Source organism: Campylobacter sp. CFSAN093249, assembly GCF_011067895.1.
GTDB lineage: Bacteria > Campylobacterota > Campylobacteria > Campylobacterales > Campylobacteraceae > Campylobacter_D > Campylobacter_D jejuni.
Map to the genome: position 1 here is coordinate 63,354 of NZ_JAAMWM010000001.1, position 19,472 is coordinate 82,825.

General features: G+C 30.1%; 21 protein-coding genes. 8 read left to right on the forward strand and 13 right to left on the reverse strand.

The window, feature by feature from the left end; all coding sequences use genetic code 11:
- The first annotated feature begins 51 nt into the window (after positions 1-51).
- Complete coding sequence (locus FBF10_RS00340) at positions 52-1,398, forward strand: coproporphyrinogen III oxidase family protein (RefSeq protein WP_002875811.1); 1,347 nt, start codon at positions 52-54, stop codon at positions 1,396-1,398.
- Here the strand turns inward: FBF10_RS00340 and hemJ are convergent.
- The 4 genes from hemJ to FBF10_RS00360 all read right to left on the reverse strand — a co-directional run bounded on the left by hemJ (position 1,395) and on the right by FBF10_RS00360 (position 4,750).
- Entirely contained in the window at positions 1,395-1,847 is a 453-nt protein-coding gene (gene hemJ / locus FBF10_RS00345; protein WP_002854237.1) for a protoporphyrinogen oxidase HemJ, read from the reverse strand. The genes FBF10_RS00340 and hemJ overlap by 4 nt on opposite strands.
- Entirely contained in the window at positions 1,831-2,301 is a 471-nt protein-coding gene (lspA, locus tag FBF10_RS00350; protein ID WP_002858678.1) for a signal peptidase II, read from the reverse strand. Before lspA ends, hemJ begins: the two co-directional genes overlap by 17 nt.
- On the reverse strand, positions 2,294-3,631 hold the full coding sequence (gene glmM / locus FBF10_RS00355; protein ID WP_002888125.1) for a phosphoglucosamine mutase: 1,338 nt from the start codon (positions 3,629-3,631) through the stop codon (positions 2,294-2,296). Before glmM ends, lspA begins: the two co-directional genes overlap by 8 nt.
- Positions 3,632-3,724: 93 nt before the next feature.
- Positions 3,725-4,750: a cytochrome-c peroxidase gene (locus FBF10_RS00360; protein WP_002857587.1), complete on the reverse strand. Its 1,026-nt coding sequence runs from the start codon at positions 4,748-4,750 to the stop codon at positions 3,725-3,727.
- A gap of 199 nt (positions 4,751-4,949) precedes the next feature.
- Here FBF10_RS00360 and plsY point away from each other — a divergent pair, with 199 nt between their 5' ends.
- From plsY to FBF10_RS00385, 5 genes are all read left to right on the forward strand, one after another.
- The gene (gene plsY, locus FBF10_RS00365) at positions 4,950-5,558 is read left to right on the forward strand and encodes a glycerol-3-phosphate 1-O-acyltransferase PlsY (protein ID WP_002860289.1); all 609 of its coding nucleotides are present in this window, start codon (positions 4,950-4,952) and stop codon (positions 5,556-5,558) included.
- On the forward strand, positions 5,543-5,860 hold the full coding sequence (locus FBF10_RS00370; RefSeq protein WP_002854273.1) for a dihydroneopterin aldolase: 318 nt from the start codon (positions 5,543-5,545) through the stop codon (positions 5,858-5,860). The genes plsY and FBF10_RS00370 overlap by 16 nt, the downstream gene beginning before the upstream one ends.
- Positions 5,861-5,938: 78 nt before the next feature.
- Positions 5,939-6,610, forward strand: a complete 672-nt coding sequence (gene hsrA, locus FBF10_RS00375) for a homeostatic response regulator transcription factor HsrA (protein WP_002857553.1) — start codon at positions 5,939-5,941, stop codon at positions 6,608-6,610.
- Between the two features lie 112 nt (positions 6,611-6,722).
- Positions 6,723-6,968 (forward strand): YfhL family 4Fe-4S dicluster ferredoxin, encoded by a 246-nt coding sequence (locus FBF10_RS00380; protein ID WP_002854647.1) that lies wholly within the window; start codon positions 6,723-6,725, stop codon positions 6,966-6,968.
- Positions 6,968-8,428, forward strand: coding sequence for a Ppx/GppA phosphatase family protein (locus tag FBF10_RS00385; protein WP_002888126.1), 1,461 nt, complete (start codon positions 6,968-6,970; stop codon positions 8,426-8,428). The genes FBF10_RS00380 and FBF10_RS00385 overlap by 1 nt, the downstream gene beginning before the upstream one ends.
- Here FBF10_RS00385 and FBF10_RS00390 read toward each other — a convergent pair.
- The 9 genes from FBF10_RS00390 to FBF10_RS00430 form a co-directional block, all read right to left on the reverse strand.
- On the reverse strand, positions 8,425-9,222 hold the full coding sequence (locus FBF10_RS00390) for a hypothetical protein (RefSeq protein WP_002858691.1): 798 nt from the start codon (positions 9,220-9,222) through the stop codon (positions 8,425-8,427). The genes FBF10_RS00385 and FBF10_RS00390 overlap by 4 nt on opposite strands.
- Positions 9,223-9,531, reverse strand: a complete 309-nt coding sequence (gene fliN, locus FBF10_RS00395; RefSeq protein WP_002854694.1) for a flagellar motor switch protein FliN — start codon at positions 9,529-9,531, stop codon at positions 9,223-9,225.
- Positions 9,531-9,953, reverse strand: a complete 423-nt coding sequence (locus tag FBF10_RS00400) for a chemotaxis protein CheX (RefSeq protein WP_002854524.1) — start codon at positions 9,951-9,953, stop codon at positions 9,531-9,533. The genes fliN and FBF10_RS00400 overlap by 1 nt, the downstream gene beginning before the upstream one ends.
- 70 nt (positions 9,954-10,023) lie before the next feature.
- The gene (gene trpA, locus FBF10_RS00405; RefSeq protein ID WP_002854645.1) at positions 10,024-10,773 is read right to left on the reverse strand and encodes a tryptophan synthase subunit alpha; all 750 of its coding nucleotides are present in this window, start codon (positions 10,771-10,773) and stop codon (positions 10,024-10,026) included.
- Positions 10,766-11,944, reverse strand: a complete 1,179-nt coding sequence (gene trpB / locus FBF10_RS00410; protein ID WP_002854204.1) for a tryptophan synthase subunit beta — start codon at positions 11,942-11,944, stop codon at positions 10,766-10,768. Before trpB ends, trpA begins: the two co-directional genes overlap by 8 nt.
- Positions 11,941-12,540 carry an N-(5'-phosphoribosyl)anthranilate isomerase gene (locus tag FBF10_RS00415; protein ID WP_002872431.1) on the reverse strand — a complete coding sequence of 200 codons (600 nt, stop codon included), beginning with the start codon at positions 12,538-12,540 and terminating at the stop codon, positions 11,941-11,943. The genes trpB and FBF10_RS00415 overlap by 4 nt, the downstream gene beginning before the upstream one ends.
- Complete coding sequence (gene trpD / locus FBF10_RS00420) at positions 12,527-14,128, reverse strand: anthranilate phosphoribosyltransferase (protein WP_002888127.1); 1,602 nt, start codon at positions 14,126-14,128, stop codon at positions 12,527-12,529. The genes FBF10_RS00415 and trpD overlap by 14 nt, the downstream gene beginning before the upstream one ends.
- Positions 14,125-15,375, reverse strand: a complete 1,251-nt coding sequence (locus FBF10_RS00425; RefSeq protein ID WP_002858746.1) for an anthranilate synthase component I family protein — start codon at positions 15,373-15,375, stop codon at positions 14,125-14,127. Before FBF10_RS00425 ends, trpD begins: the two co-directional genes overlap by 4 nt.
- Positions 15,376-15,539: 164 nt before the next feature.
- On the reverse strand, positions 15,540-15,665 hold the full coding sequence (locus tag FBF10_RS00430; protein WP_002854718.1) for a hypothetical protein: 126 nt from the start codon (positions 15,663-15,665) through the stop codon (positions 15,540-15,542).
- Positions 15,666-15,787: 122 nt separating this feature from the next.
- Here FBF10_RS00430 and FBF10_RS00435 point away from each other — a divergent pair, with 122 nt between their 5' ends.
- Both FBF10_RS00435 and uvrA read left to right on the forward strand, forming a co-directional pair.
- Entirely contained in the window at positions 15,788-16,573 is a 786-nt protein-coding gene (locus FBF10_RS00435) for a TSUP family transporter (RefSeq protein WP_002858695.1), read from the forward strand.
- A 72-nt stretch (positions 16,574-16,645) separates the two neighbouring features.
- Positions 16,646-19,471, forward strand: a complete 2,826-nt coding sequence (gene uvrA / locus FBF10_RS00440) for an excinuclease ABC subunit UvrA (protein ID WP_002887793.1) — start codon at positions 16,646-16,648, stop codon at positions 19,469-19,471.
- Position 19,472 lies beyond the last annotated feature (1 nt).

A 19,472-nucleotide genomic window follows, 5' to 3' on the forward strand; every position in this document is an offset into this window, starting at 1 on the left:
AGCTAAAAATTGATAAAGTTATGTCTTAAATATTTTATATATAGGCCACTTATGAATTTATTTCAAAATTTAGCTTTAAAATACTCTCATACTATGATGGAAAAATCTCTTCAAAAAGGTTTCAATGTTGAACTTTTAAAACAACCCAAAGAAAAAATTCCAAAACAAGATAAAAGCTATATGCTTTATGCTCATGTACCTTTTTGCCATACTTTTTGTCCTTATTGTAGCTTTCATAAATATTATTATGATGAAAATTTAGCCAAAGTATATTTTCAAAATCTTAGAGAAGAAATTAAAATCATGAAAGATAAAGGTTTTGATTTTACCTCCATGTATGTGGGTGGTGGTACAACACTGATTAACGAAGAGGAATTATTAAAAACCTTAGAACTTTGTAAAAAATTATTTAATATAAAAGAAATTTCATGCGAAAGCGATCCAAATCATATTGATCCAAATAAGCTTTCTATGTTTAAAGGTATAATTGATCGTTTAAGTTGCGGGATTCAAAGTTTTGATGATGAAACTTTAAAAAAAGTGGCAAGATATAATAAATTTGGTTCATCTCAAGAACTTCAAGAAAAAATTTCAAAAGCTTTAGGAATTTTGCCTATTTTTAGTATAGATCTTATTTTCAATCTTCCAGGACAAAGCGAAAAACAACTTTTAAATGACTTAGAAATTGCCAAAAATTTAGCCCCGCAACAAATCACAACCTATCCTTTAATGAAATCAAATCTTACCAAAGACAATATCGCCAAAAGTTTAGGAGTGAGCATTGAAGACAATGAATTTGCTTATTATCAAATCATACGCGAATTTTTTAAAGACTATACCCAAAACAATGGTTGGAGTTTTTCTTTGGAAAAAAATAAACTCAATGATGAATATGTTAGCTCTCATCATGAATACCTAGGAGTAGGTAGTGGAGCATTTAGCTTCTTAGATGGAGAGCTTTTAATTAATGCATTTAATCTAAATGATTATGCCAAATTTATACAAGAAAAACAAAATGCTAATATAGCCAAAGCTTGTTTTGATAAAAAAGAAATTATCAAATATGTCTTTTTAACTGAAATTTTTTCAGGGAAAATAGAAATTGATAAATTTAACAAAACTCTAAATTGCAATCTCGAAAAAGAACTTTTCATAGAACTTTTAGGGCTTAAAACAAGCGGTGCCATCATAAAAGATCAAAATGCTTTAATCGCAACCAAATTTGGTCAATATCTTTTTGTGGTTTTAATGAAAGATTTTTACACAGGAATGGATCTTGTGCGCGCAGTATTTAGAGATGATAAGCGTCTTAAAAATAAAGATTATATCGATATCATGAAAGAAAATATTGATCCGCTTAACTCCACTAGCATGGAATTTAAAGCGGAGACAAACTAAAAGGGACGAACAACCATCATTAGAGCGATAATAATAAACATTATAGTTGGAAATTCATTATAAATTCTAAAATATTTTCCACTTTTAGTAGAAGTATCATTTGCTAAAGCTTTTAAACAATAATAATTATGTATATGGAAAATAATCAAAAGTGTAACACAGGTAAGTTTAACATGCATAAAACCCGCACCTACCATTAAAACTTCCTTATGAGCATGCAACATTAAACTTCCTGTGATTAAAGTCACAATCATTGCAGGAGTTTGTATATAATAATAAAGTTTTCTTTCTTGAATTTTTACAACCTCAACAAAACCTTTATTGTCTTTATGTTCAGCATGATACACAAAAAGACGAGGTAAATAAAAAAGTCCAGCCATCCAAGAAACAAATGCCAAATAATGCACCCATTTAATCCAAAAATAATAATCATTAATCCATTCTGTCATCTTTTTTCCTTTTTTTAAATATTTCTTGTATTAAAATCAAAGCCACACTTATATTTATCATGACATCTGCAACATTAAAAATAGCAAAATTAAACCATTTATGCCAAAAAAACATATCCACTACACCTCCATGTATAAAACGATCCAATAAATTTGAAACGCCGGCACCAAGCATCATTCCAAAAGCTATGCTATGAGTTTTTAAAAGTGTTCTTTGCCAAAAAAGATAAATAAAAAGCACGCCAATTAAAGCAAGATGTAAATATTTTAAATTATGTTCTAAAAAACTCAACATTGAAAAAGCTACGCCTGTATTTAGAGCATAAGTTAAATCTAAGTATTCACTCTGCCATCTAAATCCTGCTAAAGTTAAGGATTTTACCCATTGATCAAGGGCAAAAACCAAAACAAAGGCACCCCAAAAATAAAAAATAAATTTAAAAGTTTTAGCCATTTAAAGCTTTCTTAAAAAACTCCACAACATTTTTCATTTCTTTTTCTAAGAGCTTAATATCTCTGGCTTCTAGTAAAAGTCTTATCAAATTTTCTGTTCCAGAATAGCGAAATAAGGTATTAATATTTTTATTTTCTAAATCTTTTTTTAATTCTTTTAAACCTTTAATTTTATCTAAATCTTTTTTTTCTGCAATTTTAAGATTGGTTAAAAGCTGAGGATAAGGTTTAACTTGACCCAAAATAGAACTTGCAGATTTTTTCTTAGAAAGCATTAAAGCACTAAATTGCAAGGCGGCTATCAAACCATCTCCAGTTTTTGCATAATCGCTAAAAATAATATGCCCACTTTGTTCTCCACCAAAATTTCCACCATTGGCTTTTAGTTTTTCAAGCACATATTTATCGCCAACATTACAAGTATCAAGTTCTATACCATGTTTATTTAAAAACTCTTTTAAAGCACCATTACTCATTATAGTAGCCACAACACTTGATTGTAATTTACCTTGTTCTTTAAGATAAAGTGCCAATACGCCCAATAAACTATCCCCATTAGCCACTTCGCCTTTTTCATCTACAACCACCAAACGATCTGCATCACCATCAAAAGCAAAGCCCAAATCTGCACGCAAACGCTTTACCTCAGCAGCTAAATTTGCAGGATGTAAAGCTCCACAATTTTCATTGATATTAAGTCCATTAGGTTTATCGCTCATTACTATAACTTCAGCACCTAATTCCTTAAAAACAGTAGGTGCTACCTTATAAGCTGCCCCATGAGCCACATCTAAAACCACACGCAAAGACTTTAAAGTAAGATCTTTTGGAAAAGAATTTTTAATAGAAACAATATACCTTCCTATAACATCATCAATTCTTTTTGCTTGACCAATTTTCTCCATATCTACCTTAGAGGCTTGTATAAGCTTATCATCAAAATAAATTTCTTCTATTTTTTTCTCTATATCTTCACTGAGTTTGTTTCCATGAGCATCAAAAAATTTAATACCATTATCATAATAAGGATTGTGAGAAGCTGAAATCATAATCCCTGCATCACAACGCATATCTTCAGTTAAGAATGCAATCGCAGGAGTTGGCATAGGACCAATTTGTATAACATTATATCCTATAGAAGTAAGCCCTGAAACAATAGCATTTTCTATCATATAGCCGCTTCTTCTTGTATCTTTTCCTACTAAGATATTATTAGTAATACTTTTATCTTTAAAATAAATACCCGCAGCCATTGCTAAACGCATAGCCAAAAAACTATCTAAAAATTCACCCGCTTTTCCACGAACTCCATCAGTTCCAAAAAGTTTCATTGCAAACCTTTCTAGCAAAATTTAAAGACAATTATAACAAAGCTAAGATAAAGAAATTTAAACAAGCTCTAAAATTAGAGCTTGTTTGGAACCTTATAGTTCAGGTTTAGGAGTTTTTTCAGTAGAAATAGGAAGTTGTGGATAAACAATTGCTGGTTTTGTTCCTGTTAAAGATTTTAAGAAAGTTTCAATACTTTTTGCTTCTTTATCAGAAATTTTAATGCCAAGTTGCACACTACCCATTTCCTTAATAGCATCTTTTAAATTCCAAATAGCGCCATTATGAAAATATGGAGCAGTTTCAGCAACATTTCTTAAAGTTGGAGTTTTTACCATGCCATTTGCATCACCTTTAAAATCACCTAAATTTGCAAATTTATATTTACCAGCAACTTCAAACGCTTGCATATTGCCACCTAAATTCACACCATTATGACAAGCTACACAACCTTTATCTATAAAAAGCTTTAAGCCTTTTTGTTCTTCTTTTGTTAAAGCTTTTTCATCGCCTTCTAAAAATTTATCAAAACGAGATGGAGTGATCAAAGTTCTTTCAAAATTTGCAATTGCATCAGCAATATTGTCAAAATTTACACCGCTTTTACCATAGATTTTTTTAAACTCACTCACATATTCAGGCAAAGATGAAATTTTTTCTACTGCAAGTTTAGCAGGAGTTGCCATTTCAGGATCAGCTTGGATTGGACCTTTAGCTTGATCGGCTAATGTTCCTGCACGACCATCCCAAAATTGAGTATTATTTAAAACTGCATTATAAACTGTTGGTGAATTTAAATGATGAGGATTTGCTGTCCATTTATGACCTATTGCAGTACTGATTCCATCTGTTCCACCAAGTCCTACATTATGACAGGTATTACAAGAAATGATACCACTTTTTGAAAGGCGTGGTTCAAAATAGAGCTTTTTGCCAAGCTCTGCTTTTTCAAGAGTAAATTCACTAGCCTTTACTCCATTTTGTTTTAAAATTTCATCAACGCCTTTTTGATCTTTTGGTAAGGCAACAAGACCTGAATTTTTAGCTTCATCTATAAGACTTGCAGCATTTAAGCTTGAAAAAGCAACTAAGGATGCGATTAGCAATGATTTTACTTTCATTTATAAACTCCTATTAAAGATAAATTAAAATAAAATAATAATCATTTAGAGCTTAAATAAAAATAAATATTATTAAAAAATATTTACAATTAATTAATACTATTTTTATCTTAAAAATTATTTTTTGTTTATTTATTTTCATAAGATATAATTTTTAGTTATAAATCTTAAAATTTTAAGATGATTTGAAAAGGATATTATGGAAAATTTAATAATTTACGCTTTTATATATCTTTTAGGTTCAATCCCTTTTGGGCTAATCCTAGCTAAATTTTTTGCTAAAACTGATATCAAAAAAGAAGGTTCAAAAAGTATAGGAGCAACCAATGTTTTAAGAGTAGTAAAAGAAAAAAATCCCAAACTAGCAAAAAAACTTGCCATTGCTACAATAATTTTAGATTTTGCAAAAGCAGCTATTCCTTTACTAATCTTGAAATTTCTTCATTATGATCAAGCTTTGCTTTGGAGCGTCGCAGTTTTGGCTATTTTTGGACACTGTTTTTCAATTTACTTGTTATTTGAAGGAGGGAAAGGCATAGCAACAGGAGCAGGCGCTATGATAGTTTTACTTCCATTGGAAGTGCTTACAGCATTTATTGTGTGGGTAGTTATTGGAAAAATTTTTAAAATATCTTCGCTAGCTTCTTTAGCAGCGTTACTTGCTTTTGTTATAAGTTCTTTTATATTTAATTATGACTTAGAAATTCATACACATGCACCCGTTTTCATTATCGCTTTTATTATAGTATATAAACATCTACCTAATATTAAAAGATTGATTTTTAAAGAAGAATGCAAAGTCATATAAAAATAAAATTTCACTTTAAGTGTATCATTGGTATATTAGATTTCGAAAGAAGAAAAAAACAAAAAATTATTATCAAGCTTAAAGCTAAAGCAAATGAATTTTTAAATTATGCAGAGGTAATTACCAAAATTAAAACATGGTATAAAAAAGAAGAATTTTACACCCTTGAAGAGTCTTTAGACTTTGTAAGCTTAAATTTAAAAAAAGATTTTCCTAATTTAACCAATCTTAACATAAAAATTTTCAAACCCCATATAATAAAAAATGCTACAGTTGGGGTTAAATTGAAAAAAAAATATTAATTTTTTTTTAAAGATATCTAAACATTTACTTAAGCTATGATATAATTCTTTAAATTTTTCTTAATAAGGATAGAACAAATGAGAATTTTAGTTATAGAAGATGAGATTAGCCTAAATAAAACAATTATAGACAATCTTAATGAATTTGGTTATCAAACTGATTCTTCTGAAAATTTTAAAGATGGAGAATACTTTATCGGCATTAGACATTATGATTTAGTTTTAGCAAACTGGACTTTACCTGATGGAGATGGAGCGGAACTTGTTAACACTATTAAGCATAAATCTCCAAGAACTTCGGTTATGATTATGTCTTCAAAAACAGACAAAGAAACAGAAATCAAAGCTTTGAAAGCTGGAGCTGATGATTTTGTTAAAAAACCTTTAGATTTTGATATTCTACTCGCAAGAATTGAAGCAAGACTAAGACTTGGCGGAACCAATGTTATTAAAATTGAAGACTTAGTTATTGATCCAGATGAGGAAAAAATTACTTATAAAGGTCAAGATATAGAACTTAAAGGAAAACCTTTTGAAGTTTTAACGCACTTAGCAAGACATTCGGATCAAATTGTATCCAAAGAACAACTTTTAGATGCCATCTGGGAAGAACCTGAGCTAGTAACTCCAAATGTTATCGAAGTAGCTATCAATCAAATTCGTCAAAAAATGGATAAACCATTAAATATATCTACCATAGAAACAGTTCGTCGTAGAGGATACCGTTTCTGCTTCCCTAAAAAATCTTAACAATTTTGCACCTTCGGTGCAAAAAATTTATCTTTATTTCTATTTTTATATTTTATTTAAGTTTGGTTATTGTATAAACTAAAATTATTTTTTAAATTTTTGAAAGGTTATGATGTCTCTTTTAATTACAAAAGACTGCGTATGTTGTGATGCTTGCAGAGAAGAATGTCCTGATGAAGCTATTTATGAAAATAGTCCAATTTATGTAATAGACCCTGATCTTTGTTCAGAGTGCGTTAATGATTTTTCAGAGCCTGCCTGTATTGTTGCTTGCCCATATGAATGTATCATTCCTGATCCTGATAATGTAGAAACTATAGAAGAATTAAAACTCAAACATAGAGATAGAGAATTTTAATGGCAAAAAAAACAGCCGTTGTTGATCTTGGCTCAAACTCCATTAGAATGGTGATTTTTGAAAAAACTTCTAGATATGGTTTTTATACAACTTGCGAATACAAACGCAAAGTAAGACTTGGAGAAAATGCTTATAATAATGGCAAAATTCTCCAAGAAGAAGCCATGCAAAGAGCCGAAGATGCCTTAGCTTTTTTCAAACAATGCGCTTTAAAGCATAAGTGCAAAAAAATATTTATAGTAGGCACATCAGCCTTAAGAGATGCCCCAAATTCAAAAAATTTCATTAAAAGAATCAAAGATAATCTGTCTTTAAATATACGCTGTATAGATGGAAAAAGCGAAAGTTACTTAGGTGGTCTTGCAGCTCTAAATTTATTAAGTCCTTTTAAAGATGGAACCACTTTAGACATAGGTGGTGGTTCTAGTGAATTGTGTTTAATAAAAAATAATAGAATTATTTCTTGCATATCTCTTGATATTGGCACTGTTAGGCTAAAAGAATTGTTCTATGATACTGGAAAAATGGATTCTTTAGAAGAATTTATAAAACCAATTTTAGAACAAATTCCTAAAGAATTTTGCAATCAAAACCTTATTGCAATAGGTGGAAGCTTAAGAGCAATATCTAATTCCATCATGCAAAAAAATTCCTATCCACTGAAAAATTTACATGATTTTCGCTATATGCTAGATGAAGAAAAAGGACATATTTTAAAAATTTTTAATTCAAACTTAGACTCTTTAATCAATTTTGGCATAAAAAAGGATCGTTTTGATACCATTAAAGAGGGTATATTTATTTTTTTAAAGATTGCGGAAAAAATAAAAGCCAAACAAGTTATCACGAGTGGGGTTGGAATCAGAGAAGGAGTTTATTTGCAAGATTTGCTTCGTCCTAAAATCACTTTTCCACCAAATTTTAATCCTAGCTTAAAATGTTTACAAGATAAATTTTTACAATCAAAACAAAAAAATAAAACTCCACATTTTGCTCTGCAAATTTTTACAACCCTTAAAAATCTTCATAAACTTAACGATAGCTATAAGCATACTTTACTAAATGCTGCCAAATTATGCCATATTGGAGAATATTTAAATTTCTATTTTGCTAATGAACACTCTGCTCATTTTGTACTAGGTGGATTAAATTATGGATTTTCACATAAAGAAAAAGCTTTAATTGCTAGCATTATTAAGCTTAATGGAAAAAAAGTTAACCCTTATAATCTTGAACCCTATAAGCAACTTTTACCCAATATTCATACCATTTCATGGCTTAATTTTATTTTGTGCCTAGCTAAAACTTTAAGCACAAATGAAGATAAGATTGATTTTGCTTTTGCAAACAATACTCTTTATATATATCAAGAAAACAAAATTCTTAATTTACCCAAAGATGAGCTCAAAAAAATTGCAAAACCAGCTACCATAGCATTAGCAATCAATCAAAAAATTTAAGATTTTTTACCTTTTTGACGCTGCTCTATAAGATTTTGAATTCTTTTTTTATTCTCTTCAAAAAAAGAATCAAAATTTTTCTCTGTTTTTTCTGTATGTTTTATTGTTTGTTCCTCTGGAATTTCAACACTTTCTAAAAGCACATTGGAATTACCTATTATCATTGTATAACGTTTATTAGCGTGATCAAAAATAACAAGTTGATTATTTTTATCTAAAAATCTTTGGAAAATCATAGTAAAATCTCTAGAAACATTGTTATTTTTATAAACCATAGTCTTTTTAAACCACCAAAGCACTATTAACAAAATAACTAAAATTAGCATTACTAAGATATAATTTGTATAATCATACCCTTCTAAACTTGTACTTTTTGGTTTAGGCATTAATTCTTGAGAATTATTCACAGTAGTTGTAGGTACAGATTCGATATTTGCTTTTCCTTGCTCTATAGCTCGTATCCTTACTCCAAATTTATCATTGATAGAGCTAAGTTCTAAATTAATATTTTGTTTGTTTTGTAGCATAATATAGGTATTATTATTTTTAGAACTAATACTAATTTTATCTACAAGTTGAGAGTTAAGTTCTTTTAATTCATCTTTAGAATACGTTAAATCACTAAAAGTTAAAAGAGTTAAATTTTTTTCTTTTTTTTGAGAAATCTTGCCATTATAGGCATTATCAAAAGAAAGCATTAAATCTACTCGATCATTTCTATCGTAGATATTAAAACTAATCAGCTCAACACTATATAAAGGTAAAATTAAAAAAAATAATACTAGCAATCTCATTTAAATTTCTTTTTTAAAGTATTGAAGCACAGTCTTAGAATCCAAAATTTCATTAATTCTTATAGCGAGATTTTTTTCATAAACCATAACCTCGCCTTTGCCAAAAATTCTTTTATTGATATAAAGCTCAACGCTTTCTCCAGCAGGCTTTTCAAGATCAATAACCGAACCTACTTCAAGTTTTAAAAGCTCCGCTACACTCATATTTGTAGTTCCAAGCTCGCTTACAAAATCTACTGTAATATCTAAGATATCTTCATAAGATTGTAAAAGCCCATGATAAATGTTAAACTCTATATCATCGCTCATTATTTACAATATCCTATTCTAAAATAACAATTTTCAAATTTATAAGTTAAAGCTTCATCTAGAACTATTTCAGAAAAATCAACTTTTCCTAAATATTCCGGAATTCCGAGTTTATACTCGTCATCACCCTTAGCATCATTTAACAAATTTTTAGCATAACCTATAATCTGATTGGCACATTCTTTAGTTAAATCGCACCAGTCATCTTCTTTAAATTTTTCATCATTAATTAAAATTTCTGCAATTTTTTTTAAAAATTCTTTTGGAAAAAATAAATAAAAATTACATTCTCCTTCGCTTTTGCCCATGATAGGAATACTCGCTCCATAAAGTTCACCGCTTATATCTTGAGCTGCTTCAATGCGAAGTCTTAAGATATGCTCGCAAAAATGAGTGATGGAATACTCAAGAATCTTTAACATAACTACCACCTTTATAAAAAACTTAATTTAAAATTATAGTAAATATAAAATAAAAATATGTTTTAAAATTTTATTTTTTGAAAATTTCTTCAATATCTTTCATTATTATATCCAAATTTCCTTGTTTAAAACACTTTACTATGCTAGTTCCCACAATCACTCCGTCAGCAACTTTTCTCATTCTTTTTACATCTTGATTATTTTGAATGCCAAAGCCTACAAAAATAGGCAAATTTGTAAAAGATCTGATTTCTTTTACTTTATCTTGTAAGATTGCTTCTTCGACACTTTTCGTACCTGTAATACCTATGCTTGCTAATAAATAAATAAAACCTTTAGCATGTTTTACTAACTTTTTAACCCTTTCTTTAGGGGTTGTAACACTTACAAGTGTAATTAAAGCTATATTATATCTTTCACACTCTTTAATTAAATCATCACTTTCTTCAAAACTCAATTCAGGCACAATCAAAGCACAAATCCCTAAAGATTTTGCTTTTTTCACAAATTTTTCCAAGCCATAAGAAAAAATTAAATTATAATAAACCATAAAAACCAAAGCTTTTTTAGTTTTTATCCTAGCTAAAAGCTCAAAAACACTATGAATATCCACGCCTTGATCAAGAGCTATTTTTGCCGCATCTGCAATAATCTCACCATCGGCAATAGGATCACTATAAGCAACACCAAGTTCTAAAATATCAATAGGGCTTTGATCCAATCTTTGCAAAAAAGCTTCACTTGTTTGAAGATTTGGATAACCTAAAACCGTATAAGCCACATTTGCATTTTCTTTATAAAATTTTCTAAAATCAACCATAAATCACCCCTTTTTTATAATCTCTAATCATTTGCATATCTTTATCTCCCCTGCCTGAAAGATTTACTACTATCACGCTTTTCTTTTTTAAAGTTGGACAAAGTTTTTCTAAAAATGCCAAAGCATGCGAACTTTCAATCGCTGCAATAATACCTTCTTCTTTACAAAGTAATTTTAAAGCCTGCATACATTCTTCATCACTTATAGCATGATATTGCGCTCTTTTGCTTTCAAATAAAAAAGCATGCAAAGGACCAATTCCTGGATAATCAAGCCCTGCAGAAACACTATGTACAGGCAAGATATTGCCTAAATCATCTTGTAAAACCTTGGTTTTCATACCGTGAATAATGCCTGTTTTTCCCTTATTTAAAGTCGCTGCATGATAAGGCGTATCAATGCCAAGCCCCCCTGCTTCAATACCTATAAGTTTAACATTTTCATCTTTGATAAAATCATAAAAAATCCCAGCTGCATTGCTTCCACCCCCAACAGCTGCGATAATATAATCTACTTTTTTATTGAGTTTTTGAAGTTGCATTTTGCATTCTTTTCCTATAATACTTTGAAAATGCATTACCATTTTAGGATAAGGATAAGGACCTACCGCACTTCCAACCACATAAAAAATATTTTTAATATCTCCAACCCAAGCTTGAATAGCCGCAGTAGTAGCTTCTTTTAGAGTTTTAAGCCCACTTTGTACTGCATGAATTTTAGCACCCAAAAGCTCCATTTTATAAACATTTAAAGCCTGTCTTTGCACATCGGTTGCCCCCATATAAATTTCACATTCAAGTCCTAAAAGTGCTGCTGCAGTGGCTGTTGCAAGCCCGTGTTGACCTGCTCCTGTTTCTGCTATGATTTTTTTCTTTCCCATTTTTTTTGCTAAAAGGGCTTGAGCGATGGCATTATTGATTTTATGTGCTCCGGTATGATTTAAATCCTCGCGTTTTAAATAAATTTCATGCTGATATTTTTTGCTTAAATTTCTAGCAAAATAAAGTGGAGTAGGACGCCCTACATAAGTTTTTAAAAGCTCGTTTAATTCTTTTTTAAAGAGTTTATCTTTAGAAAATTTCAAAAAAGCACCTTCTAGCTCATTTAAAGCAAACATTGCACTTTCAGGCAAAAACTGCCCACCAAAATCCCCATAATACGCTTTTTTCATTTTTTCAACTCCTTTAAAATTTGTTTTATTTTGTTGATATCTTTTAAGCCTTTTTCATCTTCAAGTTTTGAATTAAGATCTAAAATTTTAGCTCCCGTTTGTACAGCCTTATGAACATTATCCAAACCTATGCCTCCAGCTAATGCAAAATCTTTAGTATAAGAACCTAATAAAGTCCAATCAAAACTTATTCCATTACCGCCCTTTAAAATTCCCTTAGCATCAAAAAGTACTAAATTAGCAAAAATTTCACTTTTTAAATCTAAACTATTTTCCACACTAATCACCTGCCAAACAAAAACATTTTGCACCTTTAAAATTTCAAATTCTTCTTTGGTAATAGTGCGATAAATTTGTATCCCATCAAGCTTAGCTTCTTTAATACATCTTAAAATTTGTTCCAAATTTTCATCTACAAAAACACCGACAACTTTTTTATCTTTTTCATGAAAAATTGCACTTAAATTTCTTGCTTGTTCTAAACTCACTCTTCTTGGACTTTTAGCAAAAATAAGTCCAAAAAAATCAATATTTAAAAAAGCTAAATCTTTGGCATTTTTTTCATCTTTAATACCACAAATTTTAAGCTTTAGCATAAGCTTGATACTCCTTAAAATATTCTATAACCTTACCTGAATAAATGGCTTCTAAAATCATATCTTTAGCCACTAAAGGCGAACTTGCTTTATTGGCTGTATAAAGTGCAAACATAGCATTTAAAACTACCAAATCAAATTTTGCCCCTTGCATTCTACCGCTTAAAATATCTTTTAAATCTTTAGCGTTGTCATATGCACTAGATCCTATGATTTCACTATGAAAAGCTCTTTTAAAACCAAATTGTTCAGGACAGATAGAATACTCTAAAATTTCTCCTTCACAAAGCTCATAAATTTTACTTTCATCGCAAATACTAAGCTCATCCATACCATCATTTCCTCTTACCACTAAAGCTTTTTTGCGTCCTAAATTTTTTAAAACCTCTATCAAAAGCCTATGCACAGGTGCGTGATAATTTCCCATAAGTTGATATTTTAACTTTAAATTAGGGTGCAATAAAGGACCTAAAACATTAAAAACCGTTCTTACTCCAAGTCTTGATCTGACCTCTTTAAGTTCTCCTACCAAAGGATGAAAAAATGGAGCATGTAAAAAACTAAGCCCTTGATTATTTAGTTGTTTTAAAACTGATTCTAAAGTGTTTGGAGTAGTTATATTTAAAGCTTCTAACACATCTGTACTTCCGCTAGAACTTGAAATGGCACGATTTCCGTGTTTGGCTACTTTTACTCCTAAAGCTGCTAAAATAAAAGCACTAGTCGTAGAAACATTGATACTTTTAAAACCATCTCCACCTGTTCCACAAATATCAATCATCTCACTCTCATCACTAAAAGTTTGAGAATATCTTAAAATTTGTCTTACAAAAGCACTTAAAGATTTTTCATTTAAGGACTTTTCAGTGATTAAAATCAACAAAGCCACTACTTGTAAAATTTCATAATCTTTAGACATAATAATCTTACAAATTTGCTCAAAATCATCGCTTTGTAAAAAATGATTTTCACTCATTTTTTGCAAATAAAAACTTAAAGGATTTTCTTGTTTTTGTGGTTTTTTTATATCTTGTTTTAAAAAATTAGAAAAAAGTTGCAAGCCATATTCACTAAAATAGCTTTCAGGATGAAATTGCACACCATAATAAGGTAAATTTTTATGTCCCAAAGCCATAATCACACCCTTTTCATCAAGGGCTAAAATTTCAAGCTCATCACTAAGCTGTTTAACCTCTAAAGAATGATAACGCATTACACTAAAATTTGAAGGCAAATTAGAAAATAATTCATTTTCCCTGCACTGTTTTATCAAAGAATTTTTTGCATGCATAGGCTCTTGCATCTTAACCACTAAAGAATCAAAAGCTAAAGCTAAAGCTTGATGTCCTAAGCAAATGCCCAAAACAGGGATATTAAGCCTTGCTTTAAAAATTTCAAGACAAATCCCACTTTGACTTGGATGCTTTGGACCAGGACTTAAAATAATATGAGTAGGATTTAAATTTTTAATTTCACTCAGAGAAATTGCATCATTTCTTCTTACTAAAATTTCATCATTGCTGAGTTGCTCTAACATGCTTTTAACATTAAAAACAAAAGAATCATAATTATCAATTAAAAGTATCATTGATTTTCCTTTTTTAAATTTTCAAAAGCTACCAAAAGCGCCTTGCGTTTAGCACAAATTTCTGCATATTCTTTTTGACTCTCACTTTGCAAAACAATACCCGCCCCACTTGCCAAATAAGCCTTATCTTGAGTAAAAAAAGCGCAACGGATTAAAATCGCTAAAGTTATGTCTTCGTTAAAATTTAAAAATCCTACCGCACCACCATAAATTCCACGATCGCAATCTTCAAGCTCGCTAGTGATCTCTAAAGCTCTTATTTTAGGAGCTCCGCTTAAAGTTCCCGCTGGAAAAACTGCTTCAATCACATCAAAAATACTCGCATCTTCTTTCATATTGGCATACACTTCACTCACTATGTGCATTACAAATTTATTTTTAATAATAGAAAAAAGATTTTCCACTCTTGTTTGAGTGCCAAATTTAGAAGCATCATTTCTTGCTAAATCTACAAGCATCTTATGTTCACTAAGTTCTTTTTCATCGCTTAAAAGATCTTTTTCTAAAGCTAAAAGATCACAGTTATTTTCCAAATTTCTAGTTCCAGCAATAGGGGCTAAATAAATCTCTCTTTTTTTAATTTTCAATAAAAACTCTGGAGAAGAACCCAAAACAACACCATATTTACTTGGAAAATAAAACATATAAGCGCTTGGATTTAAAGCACTTAAACTCTCATAATAATCAAAAGCATTTACTTGATGTTTGATACAAAGTTGCTTACTTAAGACCACTTGAAAAATATCTCCACTTAAAAGATATTCTTTGGCTTTTTCGCACATTTTTAGAAAATCATTTTTTTCATCTTCTAAAGAATTTAAAATTTCAAAATCATTTTTTTGTTTCTTTTTCATTGGTTCAATATCATCTTTTAAATATTCAAAATATTTTGAAGCACCAAATTTAAAAAACATCTTGCTATTTTTCTCATAAATCAAATAAGCCTTAGCATTGGCAAATAAAAATAAAGGAAAATCATAATTTTTCTTAGAAGAAAGTGGAATTTTTTCAAACAAAGATACAAAATTTGCACTAAAAACTCCAAAAAATCCAGCAAAGTCGCAAATTTTATTCTTGCTTAAAGCTTCATAATATTTTGCCTTAAACTCGCTAAAGGATAATTCATTAGCATCTAAATAATCACAATCAATCCCTATAATTACCTTAGTCAAATCCTCTGCAAAATAAGAATTTTCAAATTTTTCAAGGATTTGTCTGTAATAAAAATTTACATTTTTAACAAACATAATAAACCTTTTTTTAAAAAATAAATTAAAATAATATTAAAGAAAAAATTTAGATAAAAAGAAGTTTAGAAACGCCAAGAGCGAAGAGTATGTGTAAGTTTTAAAATCAAAGAATTACTAAAAAAACCATTTTCACTCATCTTTTACCTTTCTTATAAAATATTTCAAAAATTAAGACTTTTATGAAAATTTTTAAAGTCTAAATTAATTTTAATCAATAAATATAAATTTTGCTTTAAATTTAAAATAAATATTATAAAATCTTTATATTTTATAATATTTTGAAACATTTTTACGATGCTTAAAGTTACCAAAAAATATTCTATTGTTATAAAAAAACTAAGATAATACTTAGCTTAATAAGATAAAATTATTCCGTATTTGAAATATTTAATATTTTTTAGGAAAAGCTATGGAAATCACAGATTTACCTTATCTAATCATAGGAATCATTTCAGGTATTGCTTCTGGACTTTTTGGCATTGGTGGAGGTATGATTATCGTTCCTTCTATGTTCGCACTTGGAGCAAGTGCTCACCATGCTATCGGAATTTCAGTATTGCAAATGATTTTTGCAGCAGTTTTTGGCTCTTATATTAATTATAAGAAAAAAAATCTAAATCTTAAAGATGGTATTATGATAGGTTTTGGAGGGCTCATAGGGGCAAGCTTTAGCGGAATGCTTTTAAAAGCTTTAAGTGATGTAGCTCTTACTAGCGTATTTTTGGCGGTAAGTTGTATATTTTTTATCAAATATGCTTTTGGAATTAAAGAAAACATTGTACAAAATCAAAGAAGCGTTTGGGTAAAGAATGTCATTTTATTTATTGCTGGAGCTTTTACTGGTATTTTTGCTATTTCTTTGGGAATTGGTGGCGGACTTTTAATTGCTCCGATTTTAGCTTATTTTTTAGGCTATGATAGTAAAAAAGTTGTTTCCTTATCCTTGTTTTTTGTTATTTTTGCTTCAGTCTCTGGTATTATATCTTTTTCAAATTCTGGAGTTATAGACTCTGAAGTTATTCATAAAGGAATACTAGTAGGTATAGCTTCTATGGTTGGAGTTTTTATAGGAATTAAAATCATAGAAAAAATGCATATTTCAGCTCATAGAAAAATTTTACTTTGCGTATATGCCTTATCAATACTTGGAACCACCCACTCTTTGCTTAATAAGCTAAATTTTATAAATTTTTAACTTGGATTTATCCAAGTTCTTTTAATATTATTATGCTAAAATCTTAAATTTATTTAATGTTTAGGAAAGACTATGAACGATACCATAAAAATCATTGGCGCAAGAGAAAATAACCTAAAAAATATCCACCTTGAAATTCCCAAAAACAAACTCATTGTTTTTACAGGACTGAGCGGAAGTGGAAAATCAACCCTTGCTTTTGGAACTCTTTATGCTGAAGGACAACGCCGTTATATAGAAAGTTTAAGTGCTTACGCCAGACAATTTTTAGATAAGGTAGGCAAACCTGATGTCGATAAAATCGAAGGTTTAACTCCAGCCATTGCCATAGATCAAAAAACTACTTCTAAAAATCCACGCTCTACTGTAGGAACCATCACTGAAATTTATGATTATCTAAGACTTTTATACGCAAGAGTTGGCATTCAACATTGTCATCAATGTGGACAAAAAATTTCATCTATGAGTGTAAGTGATATAGTCAGTGAAATTTTAAAATTTCCAAAAGGTGCAAAAATCATCATCTACGCCCCACTCATACGAGAAAAAAAAGGAACTTATGCAGATTTGCTTGAAAATTTACGCAACAAAGGCTATGTAAGAGCTCAAATTGATGGAGTTTTGGTAAGACTTGATGAAGAAATTGAACTAGCCAAAACCAAAAAACACACCATTAAACTTGTCATAGATAGACTTGAAATTCAAGAAGATTTACTTTCTCGTCTTGCAAGCGATATAGAAAAAGGTTTACAGGAAAGCTTTGGAGAAATAGAAATAGAAGTTTTAAATCATGAGGAAATAAACCTTAATAAACACTATCATTTTAGCGAGCATTCAGCTTGTTTTGATTGTAAAATTTCCTTTGTTCCACTTGAACCTTTAAGCTTTTCTTTTAATTCTCCAAAAGGAGCATGTGAAGCTTGCGATGGACTTGGAATTCGTTATACTTTAGATATGAAAAAAATCATCGATGAAAATTTAAGTCTCGAAAACGGTGCTGTTAAAATCATGTATGGTTTTAATAAAAGTTATTATTATAAATTCCTAATCGCCTTTTGCGAACAAAATGAAATTCCTATCAAAATACCTTTTATGCAATTAAACGAAGAACAAAAACGTCTTGTATTGTATGGTAATGCCAAAACTATAGAATTTCTTTGGAAAAGAAATCGCCTAAAACGCACTTTTGAAGGCGTGGTTAAAATGGCTTATGAAATGCTAAAAGATGAAAAAGATTTAGCTGAATATATGAGTGAAAAAATTTGTAAAGACTGCGGTGGGCATCGTTTAAAACCCGAAAGTTTAGCCGTGAAAGTAGCCAAAAAAAGCTTGGGTGAAATTTTAGATATGAGCATAGAAGATAGTACGGCCTTTTTTGCAGATGAGAAAAATTTTTCTTATTTAAGCGAGCAACAAAAACTTATTTCTAAACCTATCCTAAAAGAAATCAACGAAAGATTGTTTTTCTTGTATGATGTGGGGCTAGGTTATCTTTCTTTAGGGCGCGATGCAAGAACGATTAGTGGGGGTGAAGCACAAAGAATCCGCATAGCTTCACAAATTGGCAGTGGTTTAAGCGGAGTGATGTATGTCTTAGATGAGCCTAGCATAGGACTTCATGAAAGAGATACTGCAAAACTGATTAAAACTTTAAGAAATTTACAACAAAAGGGCAATACCCTAATTGTCGTAGAGCATGATAAAATGACCATAGAAGAAGCAGATTTTATTGTAGATATTGGTCCAAAAGCAGGAAAATTTGGGGGTGAGGTTGTATTTAGTGGAACTTATAAAGAACTTTTAAAAAGCAAAAGCGAAACTGCACTTTATATGAATGGTAAAAAACAAATTTCACAACTTCAAAACAGAACACAGAAAGAATGGCTTGAGCTTAAAAATGTAAATATTAACAATATCCAAGATTTAAGCGTAAAATTTCCTTTGCAAAATTTAGTCGCTATAACAGGAGTTTCAGGTTCTGGAAAAAGCTCTTTGATACTTCAAACCCTACTTCCTTTTGCACAAGAGGAATTAAACCGTGCGAAAAAAGTTAAAAAACTTGGCGGAGTACAAATAGAAGGACTTGAAAAACTTGATAAAGTCATTTATCTTGATCAAAGCCCAATTGGGCGCACACCACGTTCAAATCCTGCCACCTATACAGGTGCTATGGATGAAATCAGAAATCTTTTTGCCGCCACTAAAGAAGCCAAAATGCGTGGTTATAAAGCCGGACGCTTTTCTTTTAATGTCAAGGGTGGAAGATGTGAGAAATGTAGCGGAGATGGAGAAATCAAAATAGAAATGCATTTTTTACCTGATGTTATGGTAGTTTGTGATACTTGCGGGGGCAAACGCTACAATGATGCCACGCTAGAAATCAAATATAAAGGCAAAAATATCAGTGAAATTTTAAATATGAGTGTTTTAGAAGCGAGTGAATTTTTTACAGCCGTTCCTAAAATCAAACAAAAATTAGATACTCTAGTAAAAGTGGGTTTAGATTATCTAACTCTAGGACAAAATGCCACCACCTTAAGTGGAGGTGAAGCACAAAGAATCAAACTTGCTAAAGAACTAAGCCGTAGCGATACAGGAAAAACGCTTTATATACTTGATGAACCTACAACAGGACTGCATTTTGAAGATGTCAATAAACTCATCTTAGTTTTACAACATTTAGTTGATCTTAAAAATTCTGTTTTTGTGATAGAACATAATTTAGATGTGATTAAAAATGCTGATTATATCATCGATATGGGGCCTGAAGGCGGAGTTAAAGGTGGAAAAGTTATAAGCACAGGAAGCGTGGAAAAAGTCGCTAAAGAACACAAAAAAACCCGTTCTTACACAGGATATTATCTAGACTTAGAGCTTAAAAATACACAAAAATCATAAT

Bases quoted from the DNA above. Each gene is read 5' to 3' on its own strand.
- uvrA (WP_002887793.1), top strand. From the start codon at position 16,646: ATGAACGATACCATAAAAATCATTGGCGCAAGAGAAAATAACCTAAAA.
- FBF10_RS00385 (WP_002888126.1), top strand. From the start codon at position 6,968: ATGGCAAAAAAAACAGCCGTTGTTGATCTTGGCTCAAACTCCATTAGA.
- glmM (WP_002888125.1), bottom strand. From the start codon at position 3,631: ATGAAACTTTTTGGAACTGATGGAGTTCGTGGAAAAGCGGGTGAATTT.
- FBF10_RS00435 (WP_002858695.1), top strand. From the start codon at position 15,788: ATGGAAATCACAGATTTACCTTATCTAATCATAGGAATCATTTCAGGT.
- fliN (WP_002854694.1), bottom strand. From the start codon at position 9,531: ATGAGCGATGATATAGAGTTTAACATTTATCATGGGCTTTTACAATCT.
- plsY (WP_002860289.1), top strand. From the start codon at position 4,950: ATGGAAAATTTAATAATTTACGCTTTTATATATCTTTTAGGTTCAATC.
- FBF10_RS00390 (WP_002858691.1), bottom strand. From the start codon at position 9,222: ATGAGATTGCTAGTATTATTTTTTTTAATTTTACCTTTATATAGTGTT.
- FBF10_RS00425 (WP_002858746.1), bottom strand. From the start codon at position 15,375: ATGTTTGTTAAAAATGTAAATTTTTATTACAGACAAATCCTTGAAAAA.
- hemJ (WP_002854237.1), bottom strand. From the start codon at position 1,847: ATGACAGAATGGATTAATGATTATTATTTTTGGATTAAATGGGTGCAT.
- FBF10_RS00360 (WP_002857587.1), bottom strand. From the start codon at position 4,750: ATGAAAGTAAAATCATTGCTAATCGCATCCTTAGTTGCTTTTTCAAGC.
- FBF10_RS00380 (WP_002854647.1), top strand. From the start codon at position 6,723: ATGTCTCTTTTAATTACAAAAGACTGCGTATGTTGTGATGCTTGCAGA.
- hsrA (WP_002857553.1), top strand. From the start codon at position 5,939: ATGAGAATTTTAGTTATAGAAGATGAGATTAGCCTAAATAAAACAATT.
- FBF10_RS00430 (WP_002854718.1), bottom strand. From the start codon at position 15,665: ATGTTTCAAAATATTATAAAATATAAAGATTTTATAATATTTATTTTA.
- FBF10_RS00400 (WP_002854524.1), bottom strand. From the start codon at position 9,953: ATGTTAAAGATTCTTGAGTATTCCATCACTCATTTTTGCGAGCATATC.
- lspA (WP_002858678.1), bottom strand. From the start codon at position 2,301: ATGGCTAAAACTTTTAAATTTATTTTTTATTTTTGGGGTGCCTTTGTT.
- trpB (WP_002854204.1), bottom strand. From the start codon at position 11,944: ATGAAAAAAGCGTATTATGGGGATTTTGGTGGGCAGTTTTTGCCTGAA.
- trpD (WP_002888127.1), bottom strand. From the start codon at position 14,128: ATGATACTTTTAATTGATAATTATGATTCTTTTGTTTTTAATGTTAAA.
- FBF10_RS00370 (WP_002854273.1), top strand. From the start codon at position 5,543: ATGCAAAGTCATATAAAAATAAAATTTCACTTTAAGTGTATCATTGGT.
- FBF10_RS00415 (WP_002872431.1), bottom strand. From the start codon at position 12,540: ATGCTAAAGCTTAAAATTTGTGGTATTAAAGATGAAAAAAATGCCAAA.
- trpA (WP_002854645.1), bottom strand. From the start codon at position 10,773: ATGGTTGATTTTAGAAAATTTTATAAAGAAAATGCAAATGTGGCTTAT.
- FBF10_RS00340 (WP_002875811.1), top strand. From the start codon at position 52: ATGAATTTATTTCAAAATTTAGCTTTAAAATACTCTCATACTATGATG.